Here is a 15,971-nt window from a genome sequence, read left to right on the forward strand (position 1 = left end):
AAACTTGAAGCCTTTAACTGTGGAGAATCCGTCTAGACAGCCCGAATCGTCATCAGCTTATTTATTCTGTCTTTCTTTGAAGTTCTGGCTTGCTATCTTTTTATTCCACGTTTCTGTGTCCATGCTATAATTAGAGAAAATAAGGAGGATCCGGCATGCAGAAGTGTTTAGTTTTCGGTTCTTTAAATCTTGATTATTTTTATACTGTGGATCATATCATAGCTCCAAAAGAAACGCAGTCCGCTCCGCAGATGCAGTGTTTTTGCGGAGGCAAAGGGTTAAATCAGGCTGTTGCTTTAAGTCAGGGCGGTGCTTCCGTAAACTTTGCCGGATGTTTAGGACAGGCGAGTTCCCTTTTAACTGAGACTCTGACGCAATATCATATTAGCACAGAATTTTTACGGCAAGTGGATCAGCCAGCCGGACACGCTATTATTCAGGTTGATGGGAATGGTCAAAATGCAATTTTAGTTTATCCAGGAAGTAATTTTGCTGTGACTTCCGAACAGATTGACGAAACCTTAGCGCATTTCCAGAAAGGAGACCTGCTGGTCATCCAAAACGAAATCAATCGGCTGAATGAATTGATCTGTAAAGCACACCAGCGCAGCTTGATCATTGCGCTTAATCCTTCACCTGTGCCTGTGGATCCAAAAGCTTTGCCCTTGGAGTTGGTTGATCTATTATTTATTAATGAAGTTGAGGGTGCTTTCTTTTCAGGCGAAAATGATCCTCAAGCGATCCTTGACTACTTTGCAAAAACTTTGCCCGACACTCAGATCATCTTGACCTTAGGAGATCAGGGTAGTTGTCTGCAGACTGGCCGACTGCGAATCTCGATGCCTTGCTGTCCGGTCGAAGTCATCGATACAGTCGGTGCTGGTGATACCTTCACAGGTTTTTTCTTAGCTGCCAAATTAGCGGGTAAAAGTGATCTCAATTGTCTGGCTATGGCTACTGCGGCCAGTGGTTGTGCTGTCAGTAAAAAAGGTGCCTCTGCTTCAATTCCGTCTTTGGCTGATACAATGGCTTTGTTGGATAAACATCGTGATTATTTATGGAATCAGAAAACTGAATTCAATTTTTAAAACGGCTGGACAAGGTGCCAGCTTTTTTTATATCTTAATGTCATTTCCTGGGAAATTTCTTACATTGTAATGTATGTATTTAATCCAGCTTTTTCCCAAGCAAAAGACATAGACTGCCTCCTGCATATCTTTGTTTCAATCATTCCAGCAAATTCTGCGAAATCAATATGAAACAATGATAAAAAAAGATCAGAGAGTGATGTACCCATCTCCTTTAACGAAGATTAGACATCAGTTCTGACCTTTTTATATAGTGTAACTACGGTTTCCCGAAGAATTCAATTCGATTCTCTTAATTCTCCTTCCGATCTATGGTCATCTGAAAAATTACATATTCTCCTGTGCAGCCGCAATTCGGCCTGCACGACGGCCAAAGGTCACTGTTCGGCCGCAGGCAGCACCCGTGGACAGGTTCGGATAGGTTGCTGAGAAATAAGCTCCACTATCATTGCCGACGACATACAGTCCTGCAATGGGATTCCCTTCCGTATCAATCGCATTCATATTCAAATCGATTTGAATACCATCCATGGTGCATAAGATATACCCACAGTTCTTAGCGCCGTAAAACGGAGCTGTGCGCAGCGCGGACATCCGATGAGCTTCTTTACCGAAGTCTTCATCTACCCCTCGATCATACAGTTCATTATAGCGTTCAACAGTGGCCGCTAGTTTTTCTTTTGGCAGTCCTAATTTATCCGCTAATTCCTCAATCGTATCAGCCTGCTGAACGAAACCGTCCGCAATCAGTCCTGGAAGCATACCTTCCGCAATTACCTGATAAGGGATATTGGGATCCGCATTATTGGGGAACGGAATTAGTCGTGAACAGCCGTGAGTTTTAAACTCCTGAACATACTCTGTCCAATCATTGTCAAACAAAGTGAAGTGGCAGTGATCTTTTTGGAATTCATCAGTATGCAGAATACCTTCATAAGTGCCTGATTCATTAAAGAAACGTTCGCCATCTTTGTTGACCTTTAAAAACGGCTGTGACCCCATCCAGAAAAACCCGCTTTCACCTTTTTTCAGCTGATCAATCCCCGGCTTCGCATCCAGTTTCAGTGCCGCTCGATCAAACATCATCATCGAATGGGTCTCATCAAATTTGCCCCCGGCCCAGATGCAGGCCTTAATCCCATCACCGGACGCCCCCGGAATTGAGCCATTGCGGCCCACCATTGCGACATTTTCCGGCTGCAGTGCCTGAAGCATATCATAGTTCAGCGAATAGCCGCCGGTACAAACAATCACGCCTTTTGAAGCTTTCACCTGGATATAATTTTCGTCCGCATCCTTTGCGATAATTCCGGTAACCCGGCCGTTTTCCTTCGTCAGCTTGATCATTGTTGTCTGATAACGGAATTCTACGCCATGCTGCAGAGCGTAATCCGTCAGCACAATGTTTCCGTTCAGCGGATTTCCCTCGCCGTCATCGCTGCCGGTCCAACGTGGCGAATGACCGGTAGGAAAATGTTTATAACGGTCATCCGGATCATCGCCGCCGGCCTCATGCCACAGTTCAACACCGCGTTCTGCCAGTCGATCCCCATACCAATCAATGGTTTCTCCTGATTCCTCGCAGAAAAGTTTAACTAACCGCTGATCCAAGTGACCATTGGCAATATGCGTCATTTCAGTAATGTAATCAAACTTGTCAATCTGTGTTCCCCATTCCTTTTGATAGCGGGAATTGATCGCTCCCAGATCATCCCGAATACCGCCGCCTGTCGGATACTTTTCAACGACAAGCACCTTAGCTCCGTTCTCGGCTGCCGAACAGGCCGCAAACATTCCACCGGTTCCTGCGCCAACAACCAAAACCTCAGTTTCCAGAGTTTCCTTGATCGCCCCTGCGTCAATCTGCGGTTCCTGACCTAGCCAATCGCTAGCTGCCGTTTCCGGCGTTGGACACGGCTCATTGACCGCCGGTTTATCCTCTGCAGCACAGCCGCCTAACAAACCTAACGCAGCGACGCCCAAAGCACTGGCAGCCGTACCCTTTAGAAATTCCCGTCTTGAAATTCCCTTTTTTCCCATTTTATTTTCCTCCTTTGTTCATGGTTTCTCAAATTATAAATCCGTATCTAAGCCGGGAGTCAACTGCTCGTGAACAAATTCGTAATTGATTTTTTCAGCACTTCCTTGTATATTGATCCTGAAAGCCTGACATCAATAGGAGAAAAAGAGGATGCGAAAATACAAAATCGGTGAATTTTCAAAAAAGGTCGGGGTTACCCAGGAGTTTTTGAAGCATTATCAGAATAATGGGATCCTGATCCCCAATGAGATCACAGAAGCAAAGTATCGTTATTATGATCAACGTAATGCTTCCACCGTCCTGGAAATTATTAAGAATAAAAATTATGGCTTTTCTGTTAAAGAAATCGAGCAGGTTTTTCGGCATCGTTCCACCGCTGAAGTTCTGACCTTAATGGAGCCTAAAATTGAACAGATGCAAAAGCAGCTCATTTTTATGCAGGGCGTGATTGAAGAATATCAAAGATTAAAACAATTCTGTGAAGAAACCCGGCAGGATCAGTGGTTTGTCAAATCGGTTGAAGCTTTTTATTTCCTGCCGCATGTTGACGTCCAGGGGTTTATTGATAATCCGCTCATCTATGAAATCCTTCCCGCCTGGACTCAATGGCTTCCCATCGTCAAATCATGTCAGAAATGCCCTGCCGATCAGCCTTCTGATTATATTTGGGGTTTATCTGTCCCACAGCAGGCGGCAAACCAGATTGGGCTGCCGATCAACGGCAGTGTGCAGGCTTGCGATGGAGGCCGCTTCTTTGAGTATCACAGTATCTTTTTCTTAAAGGAGAAACGGGAGAATCCGATTCAAAAGGCTTTGCTTCAGATGGAAACCCTAGGATTAGAGCCGATGGGTTCCGTTTTCCGCAATATATTAATGTATACGGAATATCAAACTGACAGTTCCATAGAACACAGTATCCTCTATATTCCATTTCGGGATAAAAATACTTCTTCGATAGATTAGGATTCAATGGTAAAATACGCTGATCAGAAATGAACTTGTTTCCGTTGATCATCATAAAGAATTGCGTGTCATCCATTCTAAGATTCTGTTCTCCCATCGCAAAAACGCAGCATAATCGCATCGAATCCGATGTTTTGAATGCTGCGCTTTTTATTCATAAGAAAACTGCCAATCTTTTATTGAAGTTTATTTGCCATTCCGGTTATTGATTATCAAAGGCATGCATCCAATCAACCTTACGGTAATAATAGAAGAAAATAACCGAGCTCATCAGCCAGGTCAGAGGATAAGCCCAGAAAACAACCTGAATCGAATTCACGAGTTTGACCATCAAAGTAATGAAGGTCACCCGCGCCGCGCACCAGGTCAGCAGCATAACCAGCATCGGCACGGTTGATTTTCCAGCACCGCGCAGAATAGCAGCCATGCAATGGGAAAATGCCAGCAGGAAGAAGAATAAAGCTGAAGTTCGTGCACGATCAGTCCCATAGGCGATCACTTGCGGATCGCGGTTGAAAGCCGCAATCAGCCACGGCGCCCCGATGAAAATCAAAATGCCGATACCTTCTGCAATCGCCATCGAACACAAGATGCCAAATCGGGCCCCTTTCCGTGTTCGTTCAAACTCCCGTGCTCCCAGATTTTGTCCAACAAAAGTAGTCAGCGCCATGGTAAACGAGGTTATCGGTAAAAAGCCAAAGCCTTCAATTTTTGAGAACGCCCCGCAGCCGGCCATGGCCATCTGACCAAAGGCGTTGATGTTGGCCTGAACGACGACATTCGCAAAGCCGATAATCGAGTTCTGCAAGCCGGAAGGCAGACCATACTGTATAATCAGCTTCAGCATCGGCTTGTCAAAGCGGATTCTCTTAGGTTCAATTCGATAGACATCCTGAACCTTCAACAGCCGTCTCCAACAGAGCGCGGCGCTGACAAACTGCGAAACAATGGTTGCGAAGGCAGCCGATCCCACACCCAAATGCATTCCTGCCACAAAGACCAGATCCAAAACTATATTGATCAGTGAAGAGATGACCAGATAAACCAAAGGGTGCCGGCTGTCGCCAGCCGCCTGCAGAATTCCGACAAAAATATTGTACATAATAAAGCCCAGTGATCCCGCAAAGTATATTCTGAAATACTCGGTTGATAAACCTAATACTTCCAACGGCGTTCCCATCCAAATTAAAATCTGCGGTGCGAGAAGTACGCCAATTGCCGTCAGCAGCACACTGGCTGCTAAACCGAAAGCTACCGTTGTATGCACAGCCAGCTGAACTTGTTCGCTGTTGCGCGCACCATAGTAGCGAGCGATCACAACCCCGGCGCCAACCGCAATTCCATTGAAAAAACCAACGAGCAGGAAGATCAAATTGCCCGAGGAACTGACAGCCGCCAAGGCTTCACTGCCCAAAAAGTTCCCGACGATCAAAGAGTCGGCGGTGTTGTAAAGCTGCTGAAACAAATTGCCGAAAAAGATTGGCAGTGCGAAGAATAAAATCTTTTTCCAGATCACACCTTCAGTCATTAAATTCTTAGTATTTGCTTGTGTCACTGTATCCCCCTCTTTCAATTTCAAACTGATTCCCTTATCCCCTGACTGCTCAAATCTCCTGTCCTTTTATCATATCAGCTGGAGTGAACTTCAAGTCAATGCTTTTTTTACTCTTTTCATTTACGGCTGCTTCCTTCAGAAAAAAACACATCGCAGTTTAATCGTTTTTGTATTCAGAATGCGTTTTCATGGATATTCATCGGAACTTGAAGAACACTTGGAATGCAACATTCCGACACTTTCCAAACAGGAAAAACAGACGGAATTACCGTCTGTTCAGTCATTTTCGATTAAGCCGGTATACAGCTGATAGTAGATTCCATGCTTTTCCAACAGGCGTTCATGATTGCCGCGCTCAATAATTCGACCGTGATCCATAACCATAATCGCATGTGAATTTTTAATGGTACTTAGCCGGTGTGCTATGACAAAGGTAGTTCGGCCGCTCATCAGCTTATCCATACCTTCCTGCACCAGTTTCTCTGTTCGAGAATCAATCGAGGAGGTGGCTTCATCCAGGATCAGGACCGGCGGATTGGCCAGCGCCGCTCGTGCAATCGAGATCAGCTGCCGCTGTCCCTGAGAAAGTGAGGAGCCATCACGAGTCAGCCAAGTATCATAGCCATTCTCCAGATGTTTGATAAAATAATGGGCATTCGCCAGTTTCGCCGCGGCGACCACTTCCTCATGGGTGGCTTCCGGACGGGCATATTTAATATTCTCTTCGATGGTACCCGTAAATAAATGCGTGTCTTGAAGAACAATGCCCAACGACCGCCGCAGATCATCCTTACGAATCAGCTTCACGTCGATTCCATCATAGGTGATCGATCCTTTCTGAACATCATAGAAACGATTGATCAGATTGGTCATCGTTGTTTTTCCTGCTCCAGTCGCTCCGACAAACGCCAGCTTTTGTCCCGGCTCCGCAAACAATTCAATATCATGAAGGACGGTTTTGCCTTCGACATAACTGAAGCTGACATCATGGAATCGTACATCTCCGGTTAATTTAACATAATCAACACTGCCGTCCTCATGTTGATGCTTCCAGGCCCAATGCCCCGTCGTTGCTTCCGTTTCCTGCATTAGACCGGCCTCATCCTGAACAACATTAACCAGCGTAACCCGGCCGTCATCCACCTCATGGGCCTCATCCAGCAGATTGAAAACACGTTCAGCACCGGCCATCGCCATAATGACGGAGTTTAGCTGCTGTGAAATCTGATTCAGCGGACCATTGAAGGATTTGTTTAAGGCCAGAAATGATGCCAGACCGCCTAGTGTCAGACCGCCGATTCCATTCAGCGCCAGCGCGCCGCCGATAAACGCACACAGAACATAAGAGATATTGCCGAGGTTGCCGACAATTGGCATCAGAATATTCGCATACTTATTGGCTTTGTACGATGCCTCGCACAGTTCGTCGTTGATCTGATTGAATTCCTCAATGGCTTTCTGCTCGTGCGTAAATACCTTGATCACCTTCGCACCTTCCATCATTTCTTCAATGTAGCCATTTTCTTTCCCTAACTGCCGCTGCTGCACGCCGAAATACCGGCCGGACTTCCGCATGATTTTCTGCAGCGCAAACTGCATAATCACAACCATAAACAGCGTAACCAAGGTCAGCGGAACACTCATGACGATCATCGAAAAGAAGACGGAAACAATCGTGATCAGCGAAGAGATGAATTCCGGGATACTTTGAGAAATAACCTGGCGGAGCGTATCAATATCATTGGTATAGACACTCATGATATCTCCATGCGCATGGGTATCAAAGTATTGAATCGGCAGTTTTTCCATATTGCTGAAAAGGTCGTTGCGCAGATCATTCAGCGTTCCCTGCGAAATGACGATCAAAATTTTCTGGGAAATCAGCTTGGTCAGCACACCTGCCATATAAAGGCAGGCCATCAGGCTCAGCGCCCGAAACAGCGGCGCAAAATTCGGATTGGCACTTTGAACCAGCGGCGTAATATAACCGTCGATCAAGGTCCTCATAAACACAGAGGAAGAGACGGAAGCCAGGGATGAAACAATAATGCATAGAATCACCACGGCATAACGGACTTTATAGCGCTTTAGAATGTAGTTCATCAAGCGTCCCAGCACCTGAGTATTCAGCTTTTCACCATTGGTTCCCACATTTCTAGGCCTGCTCATGCTCATCCTCTCCTTTCTTCTGTGTTTCATAAACTTCCTGATAAATGGCATTGCTGGCCAACAGCTCAGCATGCGTTCCAATTCCTTCGATCCGCCCTTCATTCAGTACGATGATGCGGTCTGCATCCTCAATCGATGAAATTCGTTGGGAGATGATCAGCTTGGTGGTATTCGGAATTTCTTCGCGGAAGGCCTTGCGGATCTGACTGTCCGTGCGGGTATCAACCGCGCTGGTACTGTCATCAAGAATCAGGACTTTCGGCTTTTTCAACAAGGCCCGGGCAATGCATAAGCGCTGCTTCTGCCCGCCGGAAACATTGGTTCCCCCCTGCTCGATATGGGTATCATAACGATCTGGAAACTGCTGGATGAACTCATCGGCACAAGCCTGTCGGCAAGCCTGAATCATTTCACTTTCACTGGCTGATTCATTACCCCAGCGCAGATTATCCTTGATCGTACCGGAAAACAAGACATTTTTCTGCAGCACCATCGCGACGCTGTTGCGCAGCGTATCTAAGTCGTAGCTGCGGACGTCAATGCCGCCGACCCGGACCGTTCCTTCCGCGGCGTCATAAAGCCGCGGAATCAGGCTCATCAGCGTCGATTTGCTGGACCCGGTCGGTCCCAGAATACCAATCGTTTCGCCGGACTTGATCTTGAGATTAATATCCTCCAGCACATACTTGTCTTTTCCTGGATAATAGCCGAAAGCAACATGATCGAACTCAATGGAACCGTCAGCCACAGTCATAACCGGATTTTCCGGATTCACAATACTTGGTTTTTCTTCCAAGATTTCAGCAATTCGCTGAGCCGAAGCCATCGACATGCTCAGCATGACGAAGATCATCGAAAGCATCATCAAGCTCATCAGAATGTTCATCGTATAGGTGAACAGGCTCATTAATTCACCGGTAGTCAGGGAACTGCCGACGATCATCTGCGCTCCCATCCAGCTCAGTGCCAGGATACAGCAGTACATCGTCAGCTGCATGACTGGATTATTCCACACCAGGATATTTTCAGCCTTCATGAACATCTTTTTCAGATTGCTGACGGCTTCCTTAAACTTACCAATCTCGGCATTTTCCTTCACATACGCTTTGACAACGCGAATGTTGGTGACGTTTTCCTGAACGCTCGCATTCAGATCATCATATTTACGGAAGGTTTTGCTGAACATCGGATAAGCTTTCAATGTGATAAAGCCCAGAATCGCTCCCAGAAAAATCATCGCGTAGAAGAAAATCATCGCCAGTTTGGCATTGATCATAAATGTCATCGACATTGCAACCACCAGCATTAACGGCGCCCGCACACACATCCGCAGAATCATCTGATACGCATTCTGCACGTTCGTCGCATCGGTCATCATTCGTGTGACCAGACCGGAGGTTGAGTATTTATCAATGTTGGCAAATGAAAATTTCTGGATATTCTCAAACATCGCCTTGCGCAGATTCTTAACAAATCCCGCGGAGGCATACGCTGCATATTTCCCGCTCATCATCCCGCAGAACAGAGATAAAAATGCACAGATCAGCATCAACGCTCCATATTTGAAGACTGCGCCCATATCCCCCTGGTTGACCCCGGAGTCAATGATGAAAGACATCAGAAATGGAAGCATCAGCTCCATTACGACTTCGCCAATCATTAATATTGGAGCTAACAGGGAAGCTTTTTTATATTCTTTAACTTCTTTAAGCAATCGTTGAATCATAACATTCTCCTTTCCTTTTTTACGTTATTCCAGATTCTTTTTGATTTGATCCAAAACAGAAAAAAAGTGTTCCTGATCTTGCTGAGAAATCGACTGGGAAAGCAAAGCTTCCATTCGATCAATATTCTCAGTCATTTTCTGGTTCAGCTGCAGCGCTTTTTCCGTCAGCACCAGTTTCTTTAATCGGGCGTCCTGTTGGGCTGAAAGTCGATAAAGATAACCATCCCGCTCCAGAACATTCAAAATCTCACTGGCCGTGGACCGCCGAATCCGCAGTTCCTTTTCAAGATCCCGCTGAAAGACATCGTGATCTTGATTGGCGATCAGATAACCAATCGTCCGAGTCTGAACAAACGTCAGTTCGCAGTCGTTTTCATGCCGGAATTGTTCCATTTTCTGATGGATCATCTGTTGAATTTCACGAATTTCATATCCAATTCTCCGCTGCATTGCGTCACCCTCTTTTGTTAGGACACTAACATTCTACTCCGATTTGCGAACTTGTCAATCAGGTTTATTGTGAATTTTAAGTGAAATTTAACGAATTGATAAATTCATCCAAGTCGCAGACTTAGCTCTAACGAAAGAAAAGCCAACTCCCACTTCGATATATTCTCTATTTTCACGAAGAAAGAAAGGCGAAATTGTTTTTCAGACTCTGAAGCTGCCAAAAAAATTCATCGTGCCTAACTCCCTTTCTTACCAACCGCATAGCTTAGGGGGAAAGGAGGAATCAATGATGGCTTATGCATTACGGTTAGGCAGCAACGGCATCGATGTAAAAAAGATGCAGTATTATATCAATCAGATTTTGGCGGCGCCGAATCTGACACCCATGGAGGAGGATGGCATTTATGGCCAGAAAACAGAGTTTGCAGTCGCTGTTTTCCAGTATGTCTATCATCTGAATGTGGATGGAATCATCGGACAGACAACCTGGGATAAGATTGTGGAAGAATTTAAAAATCTGTCCAGTCCGGCTGTCGAACGCAACAAAACATCACGGACACTGCGGGTTGGCGATGTCGGCTTAGGCGTACAGAAATTCCAGCAGTATTTGAATGAATTGATAGCACCGAATCCGCGGCTGGTCGTCGACGGCAATTTCGGACAGAATACCAAACGCGCAGTGGAAACGTTCCAGGCACTCAACGGTTTGAATGTCGACGGCGTGATCGGCAACAATACCTGGGATCGTGTTATCAATCGCCTGCAATAATCAAAGAATATCCTTTTGCTTCACAGAAAAAGGTCTGTTTTTCAGACCTTTTTCACACGATTCAGACTTGACGGCGCATCAGGAATTCGCTATGATATTAATAGTTCTATATAGAACATTAGAGCAGAAATCCTCGAGGTGATTCCTATCGAAACACAGGGTGGTTTTTACATTACCCAAATTAAACAGCTTCAAGATCGAATTTTTGAACGCTTTTTAAGCGAGCAGGGATTGAAAATCAGTGGGGGACAGGGACGGATTTTATTCGTACTTTGGAAACAATCGCCCTGCACGATCAGCGAAATCAGTCAGCGGACTTCCTTGGCTAAAAACACGGTATCCATCATGATCGACACGATGGTCGCTCATGGGATCGTCACCCGGCAGAGTAATCCGAACAACCGCCGGCAGACCTGGATCATGCTGACCGATTATGCCTTATCCCTCCAACAGAAATATGACGCTGTTTCTCAGCGTATGAACACGCTTTTTTATACCGGTTTCAGTGAAGGCGAAAAAGATCAGTTTGAAGCTTATCTTCAGCGCATCCTAACGACTTTGCACCAGGTAGAAAAGAGCCAAGAAAGCAATGAGGAAATAAACTATGATGAGTCAAGATGAAATCATCCGCTTTATCCGCAGTCAGAAAGTCGCCGTCGTCACAGGGGTGGACAGAGATGGCTTTCCAAGTCAGAAAGCCATGTTTGCGCCGCGGCGGATTGACGGGCGCACAGTTTTCTATTTTTCGACCAATACCTCTTCCCAAAAAGTTGAAATCTTCCGCAGCAATGCCAAAGCCAGTGTTTATTTTTATAAGCAGGGAAAAGAAAAATACATCGGAATTCAATTGAAAGGAACAATGGAAGTGCTGACGGATCATGAATCCAAAGCCTCGATCTGGCAGCCGACCGACACCCTGTACTATCCGTTGGGCATCGATGATCCCGATTATTGCGTTCTGAAATTCACGGTCACCGGCGGACGGTTTTACAGCGAAGGAAAAACCGAAGATTTTCAGCTCACCGACGAAGAAGCCTGAGCTTCATCAAGCAGAGCATCCTTTCCTTGTCTGCTGATCATCCCAGCAACCTGACACAGAAAAAATGCGCCCTCCCTGTTTTCAATTCAGGAGAAAGCGCATTTTATTTTATTTTTTTTCAGCACAAAGAAACGATTACATTAAAGGGGCAAAGAGTTTAATGACATTGACAATCCAGCGTTTGAGCAGGGGCTGAAACTTCCGGCAGTCCGCCATGGTGATCCGCTGGGAAACAGCCTGCGTTTTTAAGAAATCGTCATGCAGCTGAGCCACTGCCTTTGTTTTCAGCATCCAGGTCGCACATTCATAATGATGAACTAATGACCGATAGTCCAGATTGATCGTGCCGACAACTCCCACCTGATCATCCGAAACAAAGGTTTTGGCATGAATAAAACCTGGCGTATACTCATAAATCTTCACTCCGGCTTCAACCAGAGATGGATAGTACGACTGCGTGATCAGATGCACATACCATTTATCCGGGATGTGCGGGGTGATCAGCCGAACATCCACGCCCCGCTTTGCCGCCATCATTAACGCTGTCAGCAGCTCATGATCAATGATCAGATAGGGTGAGGTCATCCATACATAATTCTGAGCCTGGTTCAGAATATTCATATAAACACTTTCCCCTGTCATCTCATGGTCCAGCGGAATGTCGCTGTAAGACTGAACATATCCGCAGGCTTGCCGATCCTCCTGCTGCGGCAGATAGCGGGAAAAATCAGAGTCTTCATCCCGATAGAAATTCCAGGCTTCCAAAAACATCATCGTCAGATTGGCGACGCCTTCTCCCTGAAGCATGACTGCTGAATCTTTCCAATGACCATGCTTGGCATAAGCGTTAATATACTCGTCAGCGAGATTGATTCCCCCATTAAATCCCACATTCCCATCAATCACTGTAATTTTGCGGTGATCGCGATTGTTGTGGGAAACCGTCAGATGTGCTGTAAAACGGTTGAAAACAACCGTCTTAATCCCCATCGCTTCAAGCTTCTGATCATAATGATCCGGCAGCGTCATAATACAGCCTAAATCATCATACATCATCCGCACTTCAACTCCAGCTTTGACCTTTTCCTTGAGAATCTTTAGCAAGGTATTCCACATCGTTCCTTCTTCTACAATGAAATATTCCATAAAGATATATTCCTGTGCTTTGTTGAGTTCTTCGCACAGGCGCTCGAACATGACTTCGCCCAAAGGCAGATATTCACAATCCGTATGGGTATAGGGCTTGCACTGACTCGCCCATTCGATGTAATGGGATTGGCCGGCATACTGCGGGGCTTCCTGTTGAAGCAAATCTGACGCATCCGGCAGCTGTGACAGTGCGGCCTGACTTCGCTTGACCAATTCAATCATACGATTCTTTTCTTGCTTGCGTACTGGCGTACGTCCGAAACAGACATAAGCAATCCCACCCAGAATGGGAAGCACAAGCATCAGAATGATCCAAGGGATTTTCAAACTGGGTGAGCCGTCGTTATTCACAAGATAAATAAGCAGAAAAAGACTGAGCAGAACACAGAAGGCATAAAAATAGATGAAATAATTGCTCATTTTCAAGATAATGACAAATAGCAGAATAGCCTGCACCGCAATTAAAATCCCTGTGACGATCAATCGGCTGGTCAAAAAATGCAACAGTTTTCGAATCATTCCATGCCCCTTCTTTCCGTTAAATTACAAGACTGTGAATTACTCTCCTTATCCCTGAAAGACTTCCGAAACGGGAATAAGTATTACTCAGAACATCCCGGTCCTTATCATCCTTCTTCTCTATCTTAACAAAGGGGGAATCCCATTGTTTTATAGCCGTCATCCTGCTTGAAAAAATCCTATTTTTCTTTAGCATTACAGGATGGTGTAAGGTAAAGCTTTATTTAACGTTTTTTCGCAGTTCTTTCGCTTCTTTGCCACTCATCGCTTCGATCGCGATTTCCACGACGCAAACAACGTCAAGCCGTTCGTTTATTTCTTCATCCGCGCCTTCAGGATGCGCAGGATTAAAGCGTATTGCCAGCTGTTTTAACGCTGCCTTTTTTTCATCGCTGTCCGTCAGAATACGGGCTTGACCGAAAATAATCACACTGCGGAAATACGTGGTATATTCTTCAGGCACTACCTGATCCTGATCCATGACACAGAATGAAACTTTCGGATTGCGGGCAATGGCCTCCAGTTTATAACCACTGGCAGCACAATGAAAATAGAGCTTGGAATTTGAGTAAACATAACTGAGCGGCACGGCATAAGGATAATCCTCCTCACCCGTTGTTGCCAGCACGCCCGAAGTCCCGCGCTGCAGCACCGCAATGCACTCTTCCTGGGATAAAGCTTGATTTTTCCGACGCATTGATGTCCTCATACCTATTCTCCTTCGTTCGATCTGTCACTTACGCGATCGAATCTGTTTCTTTTACTGTAGCGAAGCTGCGGATATTCGTCAAGTTATTTTAGTCCAACAGCGATTGAGGTTGGGATCATCCCGTTTTCCCATAAGAAAAGAAGCTCCGCAAGCGAAGCCTCTGTATAGTTTTTACTTTTTAGCGCCAGCACCCAGCTTTTCATTGATTTCAGCAAGGTCGTTTTCCAGCTCTTGAATAAATTCTTCTTTATCCTTGATGTCTTCTGCCATTTCATCCGCTGCCGTCTGACTCAGCAAGGTCGGCAGTTCATTTCTCATCCATTTCAGCTGCCGCTGCTGCGACTGGATCAATTCCATTTTACGATTGCGCACTTCCTGCATCCGCTTAATCCAATCGTTATGCTTCTGTTCATTAAACTGTTTCAATCCGGCAAAATAATCATCCGCTGCACAACGGAATTCTTTCCACAGTGCATCTTCTTTTTCCTTGCCGCAGGATCCAATCTCTTTCCACAATCCGTTCAGTTTTTTCATCTGATCCGTATTTTCACGATTGTATTCTTTCAAAGCGACAATCGCAACTGCCTGAGCGATCAATTCCTTTTTCTTCTCAGCATTCTGCTGCTGACGCTGATGAATCTCATCATAGGCAGCACTGCGGCGGTCATAGAATTTCTGCCGAGTTTCATTGAATTCGTTCCACAGCTGATCATCAATCTCTTTTCCGGCAAAGCCTGCGTTTTTCCATTCATCCATTAATTTTCTGAGCTGATCACTGGTTTTCTGCCATTCCTCAGAATCCGCCAAGGCCGCTGCCTGCTTGATCAGTTCTTTTTTTACCTGCTGAGCATTGACAGATTTGGCCTTCCGTTCTTCCCAATTCTGGCGTTTCCGATCAAAGAAAGCATTGCGGGCTTCGTTAAAGGCTTCCCACAGCTGATCATCGGTTTCTTTCCCGGCTGATCCCACGGCTTTCCACTGCCGCATCAGCTCGTTCATTTCATCCGTAGCCTGATTCCAGTTCTCTGATTTCGCCAAAACCTGAGCCCGGTCAATCAATTCTTGTTTTGCTTTCTGAATGTTCTGAAATCCTTCTTTGCGCTTCGCATAGAAGGCATCGATCATGCGGTCAAATTCGTCAGCCAGTTCATCTTCATAAGCGGATTCCCAATAATAAATCCGCTTCCATCTTTTCTTTAAACTCATGACCGCAGAAGCAACTTCATTCCAGTCTTTGGAAAGATCCAGCTGCTTCGCTTCTTCAATCAGCGCTTTTCGGTCCTTGATATCTTCATCAAAATCCCTTACTTCATTCATTTCATCCATTGCCATCGTTGTTCACCCTCCATTACAAGCACTATGACTTCAAAATTAGTTCATGGATTTATTATACCATTAAACAGGATAAAAAGGATATCGGTTATCGCGGAAGTTCTCATGATTCTGAACAAAATTTATTATTGATTTTATCTTTTTCCCTTCGCTGAAGGCTTTCCAACAAGCTTATATACCGTTCTTGCCCACAAAGCAGAAGCTTCCTTTCTTCAATTAGCCCTCTTCTTCTGACCTTTGCTTACCTCTTTCATCATCATTGATAGAGCTGGTTTCAAATGAGTGTACGCTGGAATCTAACGAAAGCTGTGTGCACCCCTCCAACCAAACGAGATGCTTTTCAAGAGGATACAGACGTTGAACAATGAAATTGATAATCCGCTGCTTCATGTTCATTTATGATCGTTTTTTCTTTCCGTTTTCCGTTTGCGCAAAAGAAAAGAATCCTTGAATTCCGGACTC

General features: G+C 45.4%; 13 protein-coding genes. 5 read left to right on the plus strand and 8 right to left on the minus strand.

The window, feature by feature from the left end:
* Positions 1–155: 155 nt before the first annotated feature.
* Complete coding sequence (locus MCG46_RS14370) at positions 156–1,088, plus strand: ribokinase (protein ID WP_240280574.1); 933 nt, start codon at positions 156–158, stop codon at positions 1,086–1,088.
* Positions 1,089–1,415: 327 nt separating this feature from the next.
* Here MCG46_RS14370 and MCG46_RS14375 read toward each other — a convergent pair whose 3' ends face one another.
* Positions 1,416–3,128, minus strand: coding sequence for an FAD-dependent oxidoreductase (locus MCG46_RS14375; protein ID WP_240280575.1), 1,713 nt, complete (start codon positions 3,126–3,128; stop codon positions 1,416–1,418).
* A gap of 151 nt (positions 3,129–3,279) precedes the next feature.
* Here MCG46_RS14375 and MCG46_RS14380 point away from each other — a divergent pair, with 151 nt between their 5' ends.
* Complete coding sequence (locus tag MCG46_RS14380) at positions 3,280–4,092, plus strand: MerR family transcriptional regulator (RefSeq protein WP_240280576.1); 813 nt, start codon at positions 3,280–3,282, stop codon at positions 4,090–4,092.
* 202 nt (positions 4,093–4,294) lie between these two features.
* Here the strand turns inward: MCG46_RS14380 and MCG46_RS14385 are convergent, their stop codons facing one another.
* From MCG46_RS14385 to MCG46_RS14400, 4 genes are all read right to left on the minus strand, one after another.
* Positions 4,295–5,647, minus strand: coding sequence for an MATE family efflux transporter (locus MCG46_RS14385; protein ID WP_430622667.1), 1,353 nt, complete (start codon positions 5,645–5,647; stop codon positions 4,295–4,297).
* 276 nt (positions 5,648–5,923) lie between these two features.
* The gene (locus MCG46_RS14390) at positions 5,924–7,822 is read right to left on the minus strand and encodes an ABC transporter ATP-binding protein (RefSeq protein ID WP_240280577.1); all 1,899 of its coding nucleotides are present in this window, start codon (positions 7,820–7,822) and stop codon (positions 5,924–5,926) included.
* On the minus strand, positions 7,803–9,542 hold the full coding sequence (locus tag MCG46_RS14395; protein WP_240280578.1) for an ABC transporter ATP-binding protein: 1,740 nt from the start codon (positions 9,540–9,542) through the stop codon (positions 7,803–7,805). The genes MCG46_RS14390 and MCG46_RS14395 overlap by 20 nt, the downstream gene beginning before the upstream one ends.
* A 24-nt stretch (positions 9,543–9,566) precedes the next feature.
* Complete coding sequence (locus MCG46_RS14400; protein WP_240280579.1) at positions 9,567–9,992, minus strand: MarR family winged helix-turn-helix transcriptional regulator; 426 nt, start codon at positions 9,990–9,992, stop codon at positions 9,567–9,569.
* 289 nt (positions 9,993–10,281) lie between these two features.
* On the opposite strand from MCG46_RS14400, the gene MCG46_RS14405 reads away from it, so the two are divergent.
* The 3 genes from MCG46_RS14405 to MCG46_RS14415 all read left to right on the plus strand — a co-directional run bounded on the left by MCG46_RS14405 (position 10,282) and on the right by MCG46_RS14415 (position 11,800).
* A complete protein-coding gene (locus MCG46_RS14405) occupies positions 10,282–10,761 on the plus strand; it encodes a peptidoglycan-binding domain-containing protein (protein WP_240280580.1) in 480 nt (159 codons plus the stop codon).
* Positions 10,762–10,899: 138 nt separating this feature from the next.
* A complete protein-coding gene (locus MCG46_RS14410; RefSeq protein WP_240280581.1) occupies positions 10,900–11,382 on the plus strand; it encodes a MarR family winged helix-turn-helix transcriptional regulator in 483 nt (160 codons plus the stop codon).
* On the plus strand, positions 11,366–11,800 hold the full coding sequence (locus MCG46_RS14415) for a pyridoxamine 5'-phosphate oxidase family protein (protein WP_240280582.1): 435 nt from the start codon (positions 11,366–11,368) through the stop codon (positions 11,798–11,800). Before MCG46_RS14410 ends, MCG46_RS14415 begins: the two co-directional genes overlap by 17 nt.
* A gap of 135 nt (positions 11,801–11,935) precedes the next feature.
* Here the strand turns inward: MCG46_RS14415 and cls are convergent, their stop codons facing one another.
* The 3 genes from cls to MCG46_RS14430 all read right to left on the minus strand — a co-directional run bounded on the left by cls (position 11,936) and on the right by MCG46_RS14430 (position 15,509).
* Positions 11,936–13,468 carry a cardiolipin synthase gene (gene cls / locus MCG46_RS14420; RefSeq protein ID WP_240280583.1) on the minus strand — a complete coding sequence of 511 codons (1,533 nt, stop codon included), beginning with the start codon at positions 13,466–13,468 and terminating at the stop codon, positions 11,936–11,938.
* Positions 13,469–13,688: 220 nt separating this feature from the next.
* The gene (locus MCG46_RS14425; RefSeq protein WP_240280584.1) at positions 13,689–14,177 is read right to left on the minus strand and encodes a pyridoxamine 5'-phosphate oxidase family protein; all 489 of its coding nucleotides are present in this window, start codon (positions 14,175–14,177) and stop codon (positions 13,689–13,691) included.
* Positions 14,178–14,348: 171 nt separating this feature from the next.
* Positions 14,349–15,509, minus strand: coding sequence for a DUF349 domain-containing protein (locus MCG46_RS14430; protein ID WP_240280585.1), 1,161 nt, complete (start codon positions 15,507–15,509; stop codon positions 14,349–14,351).
* Positions 15,510–15,971: the final 462 nt, after the last annotated feature.

The sequence above is a fragment of the Holdemania massiliensis genome (assembly GCF_022440805.1).
GTDB lineage: Bacteria > Bacillota_I > Bacilli_A > Erysipelotrichales > Erysipelotrichaceae > Holdemania > Holdemania massiliensis_A.

Bases quoted from the DNA above. Each gene is read 5' to 3' on its own strand.
- MCG46_RS14370 (WP_240280574.1), top strand. From the start codon at position 156: ATGCAGAAGTGTTTAGTTTTCGGTTCTTTAAATCTTGATTATTTTTAT.
- MCG46_RS14375 (WP_240280575.1), bottom strand. From the start codon at position 3,128: ATGGGAAAAAAGGGAATTTCAAGACGGGAATTTCTAAAGGGTACGGCT.
- MCG46_RS14380 (WP_240280576.1), top strand. From the start codon at position 3,280: ATGCGAAAATACAAAATCGGTGAATTTTCAAAAAAGGTCGGGGTTACC.
- MCG46_RS14390 (WP_240280577.1), bottom strand. From the start codon at position 7,822: ATGAGCATGAGCAGGCCTAGAAATGTGGGAACCAATGGTGAAAAGCTG.
- MCG46_RS14395 (WP_240280578.1), bottom strand. From the start codon at position 9,542: ATGATTCAACGATTGCTTAAAGAAGTTAAAGAATATAAAAAAGCTTCC.
- MCG46_RS14400 (WP_240280579.1), bottom strand. From the start codon at position 9,992: ATGCAGCGGAGAATTGGATATGAAATTCGTGAAATTCAACAGATGATC.
- MCG46_RS14405 (WP_240280580.1), top strand. From the start codon at position 10,282: ATGGCTTATGCATTACGGTTAGGCAGCAACGGCATCGATGTAAAAAAG.
- MCG46_RS14415 (WP_240280582.1), top strand. From the start codon at position 11,366: ATGATGAGTCAAGATGAAATCATCCGCTTTATCCGCAGTCAGAAAGTC.
- cls (WP_240280583.1), bottom strand. From the start codon at position 13,468: ATGATTCGAAAACTGTTGCATTTTTTGACCAGCCGATTGATCGTCACA.
- MCG46_RS14425 (WP_240280584.1), bottom strand. From the start codon at position 14,177: ATGAGGACATCAATGCGTCGGAAAAATCAAGCTTTATCCCAGGAAGAG.
- MCG46_RS14430 (WP_240280585.1), bottom strand. From the start codon at position 15,509: ATGGCAATGGATGAAATGAATGAAGTAAGGGATTTTGATGAAGATATC.